We start from the raw sequence: 14,013 nt of genomic DNA, 5'->3' as shown, positions 1-14,013 counted from the left end.
TCACGACGCCGCTCCTCGCCCGCTGGCGCGCGTCATGCTGCGGATCTGGCGCGCCGCCACCGACAGTGTCGCCAGATCGCGCTGGTCGGACTCATAGATCTGGGTCAGCGTGCGCTGCGCCCGCTCAACGCGCGAGGCGTTGGTCGATTCCCATTCGGCGATTTTCTGCATCCCGTCCTCATCCGGTTCCCCGACCGCCAGCACGTCCAGGCACAGCGACCGCACCGAATTGTAGATGTCGTCACGGATGGCCAACCGCGCCAAGGCATGCCAGCGGTCATTGCGGGGCAACTGGGCGACCGCGGTCAGCAACCCGTCGGTGCCCAACCGGTCCATCAACGCAAAGTAGGTGTCCGCCACCTCCTCGGCGTCGCGTTCGGTGATGTCGGCGATGTCGATGACGTCGAGCAAGCTGTAGCGGTACAGGCCCATGGCGACGTCGGTGGCCAGGTCACGCGGCACGCCTTGCGCTTCGAACTCACCGACGTGCTTGGCGACGATGCCGGCGTCGCCACCGCGCAACCAGTCCGTCATCCGCGGTGACAGTTCGGCGACCTGCCCGGCGAACCGGTTGATCTCGGCGCCCACCGCCAGCGGCTGGGGGCGGTAGTTGAGCAGCCAACGGCCCGCCCGGTCGATGAGCCGGCGAAGGTCCAGGGTCATCCGGTCGGTCACCGCCACCGGCAGGCCGTCCCGCTCACCGGCCGCGCGTATCCGGCGCCACAGCTCACCCACCCCGAAGATGGCGTCGGTCGCGACGTAGGCGCGTACCGCATCGACCGGGTCGACGCCCACGTCCTCGGTGATCCGGTAGGCGTAGGTGATGCCCGCGGTGTCCACCACATCATTGACCAGCATGGTGGCCACGATTTCGCGGCGCAGTTGGTGCTGGCGGATCTCGGCGCCGAAGCGCTGCTGCAGGATTCGCGGGAAGTATTTCGGCAGCCGGGCTGCGAACGCGTCCTGGTCGGGCAGATCGGTGGCCAGCACCGCCGCCTTGAGCGTCAGCTTGACGTGCGCCATCAGCGTGGCCAGTTCCGGGGAGGCCAGACCCAGCCCGGCCTCGGCCCGCCGCATGATCTCCTTCTCCGACGGCAGCGCCTCCAGTTCGCGGTGCAGGCCGTGGGCGGCCACCAGGTGCCGGATCTGGTCGGCATGCACCGGCAGCAGGCTCGCCGCGTTGGCGCGGCTGGTGCCCATCAGGTCGTTCTGGGCGGTGTTGTCGGCCAGCACCAGGGCGGTGACCTCATCGGTCATCGACGCGAGTAACTGCGGACGATCCGCGGCGTCGAGCTTGCCGACGGTGACCAGGGCGTCGATGAGGATCTTGATGTTGACCTCGTGGTCGGAGCAGTCCACTCCGGCGGAGTTGTCCAGCGCGTCGGTGTTGATCCGCCCGCCGGCCAGGTCGAACTCCACCCGGCCCAGCGGGGTGACGCCGAGGTTTCCGCCCTCACCGATCACCTTGGCGCGCACCTGGTTTCCGTTGAGCCGCACCTGGTCGTTGGCGCGGTCGCCCACCTCTGCGTCGGACTCGGACTCGGCTTTGACGTAGGTGCCGATGCCGCCGTTGAACAGCAGGTCCACCGGTGCCCGCAGGATCGCCCGGATCAGCGCCGGCGGGGTCAGCTCGGCGACGTCCGCGTCGAGGCCCAGCACCGCGGCCACCTGCGGGCTGACCGGCACGGACTTGCGGTCTCGCGCATAGACACCGCCGCCGGCGCTGATCAGTGACTTGTCGTAGTCGTCCCAGCTGGACCGGGGCAGGTCGAACATCCGCTGCCGCTCGGCGAAGGACCGGACCGGATCGGGGTCGGGGTCGAGGAAGATGTGCCGATGGTCGAAGGCGGCGACCAACCGAATGTGTCGGCTGCGCAGCATCCCGTTGCCGAACACGTCGCCGCTCATGTCCCCGACACCGACGGCGGTGAAGTCCTGAGTCTGGGTGTCGACGCCCATCTCGCGGAAGTGCCGCTTGACCGATTCCCAGGCGCCCTTGGCGGTGATCCCCATCTCTTTGTGGTCGTATCCGACCGACCCACCGGACGCGAACGCGTCGCCCAGCCAATAGCCGTAGGACTCGGCGACCCCGTTGGCGATGTCGGAGAAGCTCGCGGTGCCCTTGTCGGCGGCCACCACCAGGTAGGCGTCGTCGCCGTCGCGGCGCACCACCTGCGGCGGCGCGCTGATGGTCCCGGTGGCGTGATCGACGTTGTCGGTGACGTCGAGCAGGGCGGAGATGAACAGGGTGTAGCAGGCAATTCCTTCGGCGCGGGCCGCCTCGCGGTCGGCGATCGGGTCGCCGGTGGGCGTCGGCGGGCTTTTGACCACGAATCCGCCCTTGGCCCCGGTGGGGACGATGACGGCGTTCTTCACCGCCTGGGCTTTGACCAGCCCGAGGACCTCGGTGCGGTAGTCCTCACGGCGGTCCGACCAGCGCAGCCCCCCGCGCGAGACGAAGCCGAATCGCAAGTGCACACCCTCGACACGCGGCGAGTAGACGAAGATCTCGAATTTGGGCCGCGGCAGCGGCAACTCATCGATCAAACGGGCATTCAGCTTGAGCGCCAGCACGTTGCGCGCCCGTGCCGACTCGGTGCGGGTGACGAAGTAATTGGTGCGCAGGGTGGCCTGAATCAGGGAGGCGAACGCGCGCAGCACCCGGTCGGTGTCCAGGCTGACCACTGCGTCGATTCCGGCGGCGACCTCGGCGGCCGCGGCTTGCGCGCCGGTGTTGCGCTGCACACGGGATGGGTCGAACAGGGCCTCGAACAGCGCCACCAGTGCCCGCGCGATGCCGGGGTAGTCGTTGAGCACCGCGGCGATGTGGCTCTCGCTGTAGGGGAATCGGGCCTGACGCAGGTATTTGGCGTAGCCGCGCAGCACCACGACCTGTTGCCAGGTCAGCCCGGCGCGCAGCACCAACTCGTTGAATCGGTCGGCCTCGACCCGGCCCTCCCAAATGGCTGTGACGGCCTCGGCGAACCGCTGCTCGGCATCGACGCGTGCGTCCCCGGTCGCCGGGATTGCGATGGTGGGGTCCGCTGACACCCTGAATCGGTAGATCCACGCGGTCAGCCCGTCGGCGCGGGTGACGGTGAACGGCCGCTCCTCGAGCACCGCCACCCCCATGCACTGCAGCATCGGCAACAGCCGACTCAGCGATGCTCCGTGCCCGCCGAGAAACCAGGCCAATTGCGCTCCGTCGGCCTCGCCGTAGCCGGAGAACACCAAGTTGACCGAACCATCGGTCAACCGCTCGACGATCGGGATGTCGGCGACTGCCTGCGCCGGGGTGACAGCCTGCTTGTAGCTCTCGTCGAAAGCCGCGGCATAGTGTTCGGCCAGGTCGGCGTCGATGGAGTCCTGCGCCGCCGCCTCCAGCAGCCGGTCGCCCCAGGTGCGGGTGGCCTCGGCCAGCAGCGCCTGGATCCGCAGCCGGTCGGCCTCGCCGCAGTCGACCGCGCGGGCGTCGGGTTCATCGGACATCCGGACCATGAAATGCAGTAACGCCCAAGGCGCTTCACTGACGCGGGCGCTGTACTCCAGCCCTACCCCGCCCAACTCGTGCAGCAGGATCTGCTCCATGTGCACCCGCACCGGCGTGGTGTAGCGGTCGCGGGGCAGATACACCAGGCAGGACACAAAGCGCCCGGTCCGGTCGCCGCGGAGGAACAGCAGAGTTCCGCGCCGCGAACCCAGATCCGACACCGCCATCGCCATGCTCAGCAGCTGCTCGGCGTCGATCGCGAAAAGCTCTGAACGTGGGACGGTCTGGATGATGTCGAGCAGCAGCTGCCCCGGATGGCCGGGCTCCTGGTCCGCCAGCGCCAGAGCCTCGCGGACAGTGCGGGAGATGACGGGGATCTCGAAGACATCGGCGTTCATGGCCGCTGCGGTGAACAGCCCGACGAAGCGGTGCGCGACGACGCTGTCGCCGGTGTCCTGACGGATCACCACCACATAGGTACGCGAACTGAACCGCATGAAGCTGGGCACGGTGGCCTGCGCCAAGGTCAACAACTTGTCGCCGGTAAGCCTGGGCCGCAACGACTTACGAAGACGCAGCACCCCCAGCCGGGCGGCGTCGTCGACCAGCACCTGCCCGTCGCGCACCACCCCTTTCTGGCAGCCGAGCAGCACGAAGTGCCCATCGGCCAGCCAGTGCAGCAAAGCGGCGACATCGTGGCGATCCGGTGCACGGTAGTGGCCGTGGGGGTCGGCCTCGACCTCGGCGGCAAGCCCGGTCAGCGCGCTGCGCATCGCGTGGGAATCAACGGCTACCTGCCGTACGTCGGCCATCACGTCCGGCAGCACCCGTTCGATCTCGGCGAGGGTGTGCCGGCTGACCGTTGGCGACAGCTGTACATGGATCCACGCCTCAGCGCCCGCCGCGCCGTCCGCCGCAGCCGGGGAGACGCTGCGCAGCTCCCCTGCCTCGTCGCGCTGCACGGTGAACACCGGCGTGCTGATGCCCACGAAGGCCACCCCGAGGCGGTGCAGCAGCACCGCCAGGGAGTCCATCAGCATGCCGGCGTGCTCGGTGACCACCTGCAGCGCCGGCCCGAATCCCCACCTGTCGTCGGCGGGGTACACCGCGACTCGGGTCTGCCCGGCGAGCCGGTGCGACGCCAGCCGGGCCTGCGCGGCCGCCAGGGCCGGGGCCACCACGGCGGTGGCGGCCGCCCGGCCGGCCGGATCGGTACCGATGAGTTCGTCACCGACCAGCGAGTCGCTGTGCGACCCCCGGTAGGCCTCGACGTAGGCAGCCGTTACCCAGGCGGGAACGCCTTGCGGTTCAGAGGGATCGGGAAACGTTGTCCACGCGGTCGATTCCTCGGTGGACTCGGTCATCCCCACCCCTCCTGACCAGTGTCAGTTCCGGCAGCGCCGCTACCGGACCAACCTTAGCCGCGGGTGAGTCTGCGATGGGTCACTCGATGCGGACGCGCCGCCTCGGCCCCGAGCCGTTCCACCTTGTTCTCCTCGTAGGCGCCGAAGTTTCCTTCGAACCAGAACCACTTGGCCTCGTTGTTGTCGTCACCCTCCCACGCGAGGATGTGCGTGCAGGTGCGGTCGAGGAACCAGCGGTCGTGGCTGATCACCACCGCGCACCCGGGGAACTGTTCGAGGGCGTTCTCCAGCGAACCGAGCGTTTCGACGTCGAGGTCGTTGGTCGGCTCGTCCAACAGGATCAGGTTGCCGCCCTGCTTGAGCGTCAATGCCAGGTTCAGCCGGTTGCGCTCACCGCCGGAGAGCACACCGGCAGGCTTCTGCTGGTCGGGGCCCTTGAAGCCGAACGCCGAGACGTAAGCCCGCGAGGGGATCTCGTTCTGGCCGACCTCGATGTAGTCCAAACCGTCGGAGACCACTTCCCAGACCGTCTTCTTCGGGTCGATGCCCGCGCGATTCTGGTCGACGTAGCTCAGTTTGACCGTCTCGCCGACCTTGACCGTGCCGCTGTCCGGCTCTTCGAGACCGACGATGGTCTTGAACAGGGTCGTCTTGCCGACGCCGTTGGGGCCGATCACACCGACGATGCCGTTGCGCGGCAGTGTGAACGACAGGTCTTTGATCAGCAGGCGGCCGCCGAAGCCCTTGTCGAGGTGTTCGACCTCGACCACCTGGTTGCCCAGGCGCGGGCCGACCGGGATCTGGATCTCCTCGTAGTCGAGCTTGCGGGTCTTCTCCGCCTCGGCAGCCATCTCCTCGTAGCGCTGCAGCCGGGCCTTGTTCTTGGCCTGGCGGGCCTTGGCGCCCGAGCGCACCCAGGCGAGTTCGTCCCTGAGCCGCTTCTGCAGCTTCTGGTCTTTCTTGCCCTGCACCTCAAGGCGCTCGGCTTTCTTCTCCAGATAGGTGGAGTAGTTGCCCTCGTAGGGGTAGGCCCGGCCGCGGTCGAGCTCCAGAATCCACTCCGCCACGTTGTCGAGGAAGTAGCGGTCGTGGGTAACCGCGAGGATCGCGCCCGGGTAGGAGGCCAGGTGCTGCTCCAGCCACAGCACGCTCTCGGCGTCGAGGTGGTTGGTCGGCTCGTCGAGCAGCAGCAGATCGGGCTTGCTCAACAGCAGCTTGCACAGCGCCACCCGCCGCCGCTCGCCCCCGGAGAGGTGGGTCACCGGCTCGTCGGGCGGCGGGCAGCGCAGGGCGTCCATCGCCTGTTCGAGCTGCGAATCGATGTCCCAGGCGTCGGCGGCGTCAAGCTCCTCCTGGAGCTTGCCCATCTCCTCCATCAGCTCATCGGTGTAGTCGGTGGCCATCAGCTCGGCGACCTCGTTGTACCGGTTGAGCTTGGCCTTGATCGGCACGCCCTCTTCGACGTTCTCCCGGACCGTTTTGGTCTCGTCCAGGGGCGGCTCCTGCAACAGGATGCCGACCGTGGCGCCGGGCGCCAAGAAGGCGTCGCCGTTGTTGGCCTTGTCCAGGCCGGCCATGATCCGCAGGACGCTGGACTTGCCGGCACCGTTGGGGCCGACCACACCGATCTTGGCGCCGGGCAGGAAATTCAGCGTGACATCGTCGAGGATGACTTTGTCGCCGTGTGCTTTGCGCACCTTCTTCATCGTGTAGATGAACTCAGCCATGCCGGGGTGTCGCCTCCTGGTCTCGCGAAATTGCTCGCTGACCATCCTAGGGGGTCACCCGGCACCGCTGTCGGCTGCGCTCACGGTGCCAGGGCCATGCCCGTCATCTCGGCTCCGGCATCGGCGTCGGCGTCGGGGTGGGTGCTGTCCGGGCCATCGGCGTGCTCACCGCGTGCGGCGACCAGCGGACTGTCCGGTCCGGCGGCGATGATCTTCTCCACGCGGGCCGCGCACCGCGCCAGGTCGGGGCCCACCGCTGTGGCGCGCAGCTCGACCGAGGACCGGCGGACTCCGTCCTTGTCCTCGTATTCGCTGGTGAAGACGTGCCCGACCACGATCACCGGCAGTCCCTTGCTCAACGACGCACCCACTCCGGTGACCAGCCGGTCCCAGCAGTTGACGGTGATGAACAGCGTGTTGCCGGTCTCCCAGCTCCCGTCGGCGCCGCGCCGGCGCGAGTTGCTGGCGACCCGGAACTTGATCAGCTCGTGCTCACCCACCCGGCGGCGGATGGGGTCGGTGACGATGTTGCCGATCACGGTCAGCGTTGTCTCGAACATGGGTACTTCCCTCCTTGTTGCGGCGAACCCGACGAGCCCGCCGGTGCTGCACCCATTGGGCCGGTCGGGGCCGACAACGAGCCCTGCCGGGGATCGCCCGCACCGCCCATCTGTGGAAGAACAGCGAACTGGGGATAACGCCGCGCACCAGCTAGGTGCGCGGCTGCCCGACGGTCACCGGCGCTCCCCAGTTGGAGAACCTCAGCTGCACAGCGGCGTCGTCCCCCGAGGCCAGCTCGAGTGCGACCAGGTGATGCGCGTCGGTCTCCTGGATCCAGGCCGTGCACGCGGTCCGCTTGGTGGCCTGCAGCCGGGGCACGATCTTCTTCGCCGCGGCGGCCGAGACCTCGCCGGTGATCCGGACCGTGGCCACGTCGCCGACCATCTCGCGCTGCTCCACCTCGGGGTCCACGAAGCCGGTCAGCAGATCCGCCAGGCCGGTGTCCGGGCTCAGGATGCGCGCCGGGTCATAGAAGTTGGAGGCCGGCCCGTAATCGACCCACCGGCCCTGCTCCTGCGACACGTAGAGGCGGCCGCCGAACACCACGACGTCGACATAGGCCGCCGCGCCCCGGTAGCCGATCTTGGCGTAGCCCCGGGCCGCCGGAGCCGGTTGCTCGGTCACGTCGGCATCGAGCGCCGTGATGCCCATGGTGTCGATCTCACCGATCACCGACAACGACAGGTGCACACTGCCGGGTTGCGCGGTGGCGACGCCGGACTCCTGAAGGAGCGCCGCCGCATCGGGCAGCGGCTCGGTGAATTTCTTCGGCGGGCGCGGCACTGCGCTGGCCCAGGACCCCGGCGGTGCGGTGGGCGCCGACGGCGCGACCGCTGACGCCGAGGCCTCCGGACCCCGTTCCGGCGGCGTCACCGAGCATCCGGCCGTCAGGGCAGCGACAGCGCCGGCCACGGTCAGCACGCCAGGCAGCCTGCGCATATTCGCCATGGTAGAGACCACCCGACCGGCCGGGCAGGAGTTGCCGTGGCGGGGCCGGGCAGTTGGTATACGTTGCTTGCGGTGGGTACCAAGGGCCGAACCGGCAGCGGTGAACACACGGGCCGCGGCACCTGGGCGCGCGACGATATCCGGGTCGCGGACCCGGTAGCCATGCGGCGCTCGATCGCGGGCACCGCCATCGGCAACTTCATGGAGTGGTACGACTTCGGCATCTACGGCTTTTCGGCCACCACGATCGCGCAGGTTTTCTACCCCGGTGACAGCTCCAGCGCGGCCGGTCTGATCGCCACGTTCGGGACCCTGGCGGCGGCCTTCGCGGTGCGACCGTTCGGCGGCATCATCTTCGGCGCGCTGGGTGACCGGATCGGCCGCAAACGGGTGTTGATCATGACCGTCACGCTGATGGCGGTCGGCACCACGGTGACGGGTCTGCTGCCGCCCTTTGAGGAGATCGGGATCTGGGCTCCGATCCTGCTCCTGGTCACCCGCATCATGCAGGGGTTCTCCACCGGCGGCGAGTACGTGGGCGCCATGACCCACATCAGCGAACACGCCCCCGATCGCGATCGCGGTGCGCTGACCGGATTCCTGCCGTTGGGCACCCTGGGCGGCTACGTGATGGGCGCGGCGGTGGTGGCCGTCCTCAAGGCGCAGCTGCCGGTGGCCGAGATGCTGCGGTGGGGTTGGCGGGTGCCGTTCCTGCTGGGTGTCCCGCTGGCGGCCGTCGCGCTGTACATGCGATTGCGCATCGACGAGTCACCGGTCTACGAACGGCTGCACGCCGACGCAGAAACCGGACCCGGCAACGCGCCGGCCTGGCGGACGGTGCTCGGGCTGCGTAGCAGCCTGCTGATCTGCGTTGGCCTGGTGCTGGCCGAGAACGTCACCAACTACCTGCTCACCGGTTACCTGCCGACGTACTTCAAGCAGGTCGGCCGGATCAGCGGCAGCCGCGGACTGGGCATGATCGTGGTGACGCTGGTGCTGATGCTGATCGCGGTGGTGCCGCTGGCCAGGCTGTCCGACCGGATCGGCCGCAAGCCGATCCTGTGGACCGGCAGCGCTGTGCTGATCGTCGGCTCCGTTCCGGCGTTCTTGTTGATCGGCCGGGGCGGCAGCTATCCGCTGCGTCTGCTCGGTGTGCTGCTCATCGGGCTGGGGCTGTTGTGCTTCTACAGCACCACACCGTCGACCCTGCCCGCCCTGTTCCCCTCGCCCGTGCGGTACTTCGCGGTGGCGATCAGTTTCAACATTTCGGTGTCGCTGTTCGGCGGCACCACGCCGTTGGTCGCCGAGACGCTGGTGGCGGGGACCGGCAATGTGCTGATGCCGGCCTATCTGTTGATGGGTGCGGGCGTCGTGGGGGCGATCACGGTGTGGTTCACCCCGGAGGTCGCCGGTAAACGACTCCCGGGATCGGGGCCCTCGGTGGCCACTGAGCACGAGGCCGAGGCGCTCGCCGAAGCGGGGCTGCGCGAGTAGCGCCGGCCCACCCTGACCGAGCGCAGGGTTGTCGGCACCACGTCGCCGTCTATGCTGACGTAAGCACCGTTAACATTGCTTGCCGCGTCGCCCCCGGTGGCGAGAACCCCCTGCGCCGACTCACCGACGCCGGTATCGAATGTCGTGTCGTCGAGGAGAAGCGATGAGCACAACCCCGGCCCCCTTCACGCCCCCTGACGCCGCCGAGGCTCTCGCGGGCTTGAGCATGCCGCTCGCCGAGGCCATGCGCTCGCAGCGGGCGATCCGCCGGCTGCACTTCGCCGCCGTCGACGAGGAACTGCTGCGCGAGGTGCTGGCGCTCGCACTGAAGGCTCCTACCAGCTCAAACAGTCAAGACTGGGCATTTGTCGTCGTCAACGACCCCGAGCAGAAGCGACGCCTGGTGCGCAGCTACCAACGAATGTTCACGCTGTTCGGGTGGTTTGCCAGGCACGCTGCCACCGATGAACCGACGCGACGCCAGTTGCGGGTGTCCGAATGGCAACGTGAGCACTTCCACGAGCTGCCGACCCTCGTGGTGGCCTGCTACCGGCGCAACCTGCGCCACCGGCCGGTGGGCTGGCCGCAGATCTCCGTCTCGTCGTTCTACGGCTCGGTCTATCCCGCGGTGCAGAACCTGCTCCTGGCGTGCCGCGCCGTGGGCCTGGGCGCCTCCCTGCAGACGCTGCCCGTGTGGCTGGTACGCCGCACACGCCGCGTGCTGGAGCTGCCGCCCGAGATGGTGCCGGTGTGCATCATCCCGATCGGCTGGGCTCGCGGGCATTACGGCCCGACCCAGCGTCCACCGATCGAGGACGTGGTGCACGTCGACCGCTTCGGTCACCAGCCGTTGCGATCAGTCCAGCCCGACAAGCTCGGCGGAGATGGTCCATAGACCGTCGATGAGCTTGGGGTCATGGGCTTGCCGATTCTCACGGCCATGCGCACGGTGCCGGTCGAAGTAGACGCCGTTGATCTCCGGGTCGGCGCCGCGGTTGGCCAGTTCGATCAACGGCGTGGCGCCCCGGGCGGGGGTGATGGTCGCGAGGTGCCGCAGCGGAGTGCGGTAGAGCAGCCCGACGAACCATGAGTCGCGACCGAAGCTTGACGCGACCGGACCGGGATGCACTGCGGCCGAGACGATCCCGTCATCAGACCAGCGCGCAGCGATACCGCGGGTGAACAGGATGTTCATCAGCTTGCTTGTCCCGTAGGCCCGCCCCTCGAAGGCATGCCGGCGCCGGTAGTCCAGGTCATCGAGGTCGACGTGTCCCAGCCGGTTGCCAATGCTGGAAGTGTTGAGCACCAAAGCGCCACCGGACGCGGCCAGTCGATCGCGCAGCAGGTTGGTCAGCAGGAAGGGCGCGAGGTGGTTGATCCCGAAGTTGGGTTCATGGTCTTGGGCAGTACGCAGACGCGGCGTGAAGGTTCCTCCCGCATTGTTCAGCAGCACGTCGATGGAGCCGACCTGTTCGCGGATCTGTTCGGCCAGGGCGCGGACCTGGTTCAGATCGGCGAAATCAGCGGTGAGCGCGGTGGCACCGGTATCGGCGGCGACCGGCGCCAATTTCTGGGCGGAGCGGCCGGCGACGACCAGGTTGACCCCCGGTCCGGCCAGGGCGCGCGCTGCGACGGCACCGATGCCGTCGCTGGCGCCGGTGATCACGATCGTTCGCGGTGAGCTCACTGCACGGCCTCCTTCGATGAACGCCGCCGAGCGCCTTATGTTAGCGACGCTTACACGCGGACGCTGCTAACATTAAGAACTCATGTAAGCGGCGTCAACACGGGGTAGTCACAGATGTCACCGTCGACCAAGGCCTACCACCACGGTGACCTGCCCGGAACCCTGTTGCGCGCAGCTATGGATCTCCTTGAGGAAAACGGCGCCTCGGAACTGTCGCTGCGTGCCGCGGCCCGCCGCGCCGGGGTATCGACCGCCGCGCCCTACCGGCACTTCGCCGACCGCAACGCGCTGCTGTCGGCGATCGCCGCCGTGGGCTATCAGGAATTGGCGACCGACCTCGTCGCGGCACATCCCGAGCCGACGACGGCCGACGATCTCGCCGCAATCGCGATCGCCTACGTCCAGTTCGCCGTGAACCGCCCTGGACTCTTCCGGGTGATGTTCGCCGAGAAGTGCGACCCGACCAACCCGGAGCGGTCAGCGGCGGTGACGGCGATCCAGGGCTACCTGAACGCGACGGTGCGGCAGGTTTTTCCCGCTTCCGACCCGGAGGCGATGGCCATCGCCGTGTGGGGACTGGTGCACGGCCTGGCCTTCCTGCACCTGGACGGCAAGCTCGACACCTCCTCGGCACAGGCCCTCGCCGACCGGGTGCGCGCGGCGGTGCTGGTCACAGCCGGGCAGATCACCTAGGCGGGCCGTCGCGGCCGGACATCTCAGCCAGCATCGCGTTATAGGCGGCCAGGTCGGCGTCGTCGTCGCGGGCGGCGGCGCGGTCAAGTCGCTTCGCGGTGCGGCGATCACTGCGATGCCACTGCACCAACAGCGCGATCATCACCATCAGCAGCGGCAACTCCCCTGCCGCCCAGGTGATTCCGCCCCCGAGATGCTGGTCGCCGGCCAGGTCGGTATGCCAGGGCAAACCCAGGGAACCGTAGAACCACTCCCCCAGCACCTTGTGCATGCCCATCAGGAAGACCCCGAAAAAGCCGTGCAACGGCAGCGAGGCGAACACCACCGCCAGTTTCGCCAGCGGCGAGATGGGCCGGGGCGTCGGATCCACGCCGATCACCACCCAGTAGAAGAGATAGCCGCTGAGCAGAAAGTGCACGTTCATCGCCAGGTGCCCGGCGTGGCTGCCGACGATCGAGTCGAACAGGCTGCTGAAGTACAGCCCGTAGAAGCCGACGACGAAGATCACCGCCGCAATGATCGGGTTGGTGAGGAACCGCGAAAACCGGCTGTGCAGCGCGGCCAGCAGCCACTCCCGCATTCCGGGGGGCTCGCCGCGTCCGGCGACCGGCAGCGCCCGCAACGCCAGCGTGGTGGGCCCGCCGAACACCAGCAGAATCGGCACCAGCATCGACAGCAGCATGTGCACGATCATGTGAATGCTGAACATCGCCGGCATGTAGCGGCCGGTGCCCGACGAGGTGGCGAACAGCAGCGTCGCACAGCCCAGCATCCAGGCGGTGGTGCGGCCCGCGGGCCAGGCGTCGCCGCGCCGGCGTAGCCGCAGCACACCGGCCAGGTACACGCCCGCCAGCACCAGCGCGGCCGTGCCGAACACCACGTCGAAGCGCCAGTCGAACAGGATGCGCGCCACGGTCGGCGGACCGGCGAAGTCGTAGCCGATCTTGACCATCGGGATCGACGGGTCGAGCACCGCCGGCGGAGGGGGCGGGGTGCGACCCAGCCCCACCGCGATCCCGAACGTGACCGCGAAGACCACCGCCTCCGTCAGCGCCAACCGGATCAGCGGAGCGCGCTGGCCCGGGTCTTCCTGCAGCGCCGCCACGCCGCGGCGCCGCTGCCAGACTCCGATGACGCCCAGCACGCACAGGGCCACGAACTTGGCCGTCACCAACCGGCCGTATGGGGTGGTGAACAGTTCCGCGGGGGTCACCCGCACCAGTGCGTTGAGCATCCCCGACAGGCCCATCGCCACGAAACACCACAGCGCCACCGTGGAGAACCGCCGTGCTGCCAAGTCGGCGTGCTCGCCGCCGCGCAGCGCGTGGACCAGCAGCGCCAGCAGCCCGCCGGCCCACAGGCCCGCGGCGATCAGGTGGATGAGCAGGCTGTTGGTGGCCATGTCGTGCGAGCCGCCGGCCGCTGAGTGACCGGTCAACCCCAACGGCAGCAGGGTCAGCAGCGATCCGGCCAGCAGCACCGGGGTCCACGACCAGCGCAGCACCGGCAGGCTCACCAGCGTGAGCAGCGCCGCCAAAAAGGCCGTCCAGCGCCAGGCCGATGCGGTGTCGAGCAGACCCGCCAGCGACCACACGGTCGACGGTTCCAGCAGCTGCGAGAGCCGGTGGCCGGAGACGTCGGAGATGGTCAGGGGAACGAGCAGCGCCGCGCAGACCGCCCAGGTGCCCGACGCGACGGTGCCCAACCGCAGCGCGCGATAGCCGGCGGCGTCGAGCACCCCGCTTTGCTGCGGCGGCACCAGAAACGCCGCGAGCAGGAATGATCCGACCGCCAGCGCGGCGGCGAACTCGCCGACCGCCCGCACGAAGGGCAGCCCCAGGGTGGTCACCGGCCCCGGGTCGGGCAGGCCTGTGGCCGTCAGCGCGTCGGTCAGCGACAGCGCCCCGATTCCCGCGGCGGTGCCGCCGGCCAGCAGCGCCAAGCCGGACAGCATCGGCACCAGGGTCGCCGCGCGGCCGCGGATCGCCGAAATCGCCGTCATGGGTTCCAGGGTATGGGGCGCGCCCGCCGCGGTGCATACCAGGCGGA

Annotated in this window: 9 protein-coding genes; 3 read left to right on the top strand and 6 right to left on the bottom strand. The window is 68.7% G+C overall.

Annotated elements, in window-relative coordinates:
* From G6N14_RS04440 to G6N14_RS04425, 4 genes are all read right to left on the bottom strand, one after another.
* A complete protein-coding gene (locus tag G6N14_RS04440; protein ID WP_085134716.1) occupies positions 1–4,854 on the bottom strand; it encodes an NAD-glutamate dehydrogenase in 4,854 nt (1,617 codons plus the stop codon).
* A 53-nt stretch (positions 4,855–4,907) separates the two neighbouring features.
* Entirely contained in the window at positions 4,908–6,581 is a 1,674-nt protein-coding gene (gene ettA, locus G6N14_RS04435) for an energy-dependent translational throttle protein EttA (RefSeq protein WP_085134715.1), read from the bottom strand.
* Positions 6,582–6,661: 80 nt separating this feature from the next.
* Entirely contained in the window at positions 6,662–7,141 is a 480-nt protein-coding gene (locus G6N14_RS04430) for a single-stranded DNA-binding protein (protein WP_085134714.1), read from the bottom strand.
* 151 nt (positions 7,142–7,292) lie between these two features.
* A complete protein-coding gene (locus tag G6N14_RS04425; protein WP_085134713.1) occupies positions 7,293–8,081 on the bottom strand; it encodes an LppX_LprAFG lipoprotein in 789 nt (262 codons plus the stop codon).
* Positions 8,082–8,252: 171 nt separating this feature from the next.
* Here G6N14_RS04425 and G6N14_RS04420 point away from each other — a divergent pair, with 171 nt between their 5' ends.
* A complete protein-coding gene (locus G6N14_RS04420; RefSeq protein ID WP_085134841.1) occupies positions 8,253–9,584 on the top strand; it encodes an MFS transporter in 1,332 nt (443 codons plus the stop codon).
* Between the two features lie 163 nt (positions 9,585–9,747).
* Positions 9,748–10,479 carry a nitroreductase family protein gene (locus tag G6N14_RS04415; RefSeq protein ID WP_085134712.1) on the top strand — a complete coding sequence of 244 codons (732 nt, stop codon included), beginning with the start codon at positions 9,748–9,750 and terminating at the stop codon, positions 10,477–10,479.
* On the opposite strand, the gene G6N14_RS04410 is transcribed toward G6N14_RS04415, so the two are convergent.
* Positions 10,441–11,271, bottom strand: coding sequence for an SDR family NAD(P)-dependent oxidoreductase (locus G6N14_RS04410; protein ID WP_085134711.1), 831 nt, complete (start codon positions 11,269–11,271; stop codon positions 10,441–10,443). The genes G6N14_RS04415 and G6N14_RS04410 overlap by 39 nt on opposite strands.
* Positions 11,272–11,385: 114 nt before the next feature.
* On the opposite strand from G6N14_RS04410, the gene G6N14_RS04405 reads away from it, so the two are divergent.
* Positions 11,386–11,964, top strand: a complete 579-nt coding sequence (locus tag G6N14_RS04405) for a TetR/AcrR family transcriptional regulator (protein WP_085134710.1) — start codon at positions 11,386–11,388, stop codon at positions 11,962–11,964.
* On the opposite strand, the gene G6N14_RS04400 is transcribed toward G6N14_RS04405, so the two are convergent.
* Entirely contained in the window at positions 11,957–13,966 is a 2,010-nt protein-coding gene (locus tag G6N14_RS04400; protein ID WP_085134840.1) for a bifunctional copper resistance protein CopD/cytochrome c oxidase assembly protein, read from the bottom strand. The genes G6N14_RS04405 and G6N14_RS04400 overlap by 8 nt on opposite strands.
* Positions 13,967–14,013: the final 47 nt, after the last annotated feature.

The sequence above is a fragment of the Mycolicibacter hiberniae genome (assembly GCF_010729485.1).
Classification (GTDB): Bacteria; Actinomycetota; Actinomycetes; order Mycobacteriales; family Mycobacteriaceae; genus Mycobacterium; species Mycobacterium hiberniae.
Note: the sequence above shows the minus strand (reverse complement) of the source record. Positions and strands in the feature narration are given on the sequence as shown.

Coding starts and splice junctions, on each gene's coding strand:
- G6N14_RS04440 (WP_085134716.1), bottom strand. CDS start 4,854: ATGACCGAGTCCACCGAGGAATCGACCGCGTGGACAACGTTTCCCGAT.
- ettA (WP_085134715.1), bottom strand. CDS start 6,581: ATGGCTGAGTTCATCTACACGATGAAGAAGGTGCGCAAAGCACACGGC.
- G6N14_RS04430 (WP_085134714.1), bottom strand. CDS start 7,141: ATGTTCGAGACAACGCTGACCGTGATCGGCAACATCGTCACCGACCCC.
- G6N14_RS04425 (WP_085134713.1), bottom strand. CDS start 8,081: ATGCGCAGGCTGCCTGGCGTGCTGACCGTGGCCGGCGCTGTCGCTGCC.
- G6N14_RS04420 (WP_085134841.1), top strand. CDS start 8,253: ATGCGGCGCTCGATCGCGGGCACCGCCATCGGCAACTTCATGGAGTGG.
- G6N14_RS04415 (WP_085134712.1), top strand. CDS start 9,748: ATGAGCACAACCCCGGCCCCCTTCACGCCCCCTGACGCCGCCGAGGCT.
- G6N14_RS04405 (WP_085134710.1), top strand. CDS start 11,386: ATGTCACCGTCGACCAAGGCCTACCACCACGGTGACCTGCCCGGAACC.
- G6N14_RS04400 (WP_085134840.1), bottom strand. CDS start 13,966: ATGACGGCGATTTCGGCGATCCGCGGCCGCGCGGCGACCCTGGTGCCG.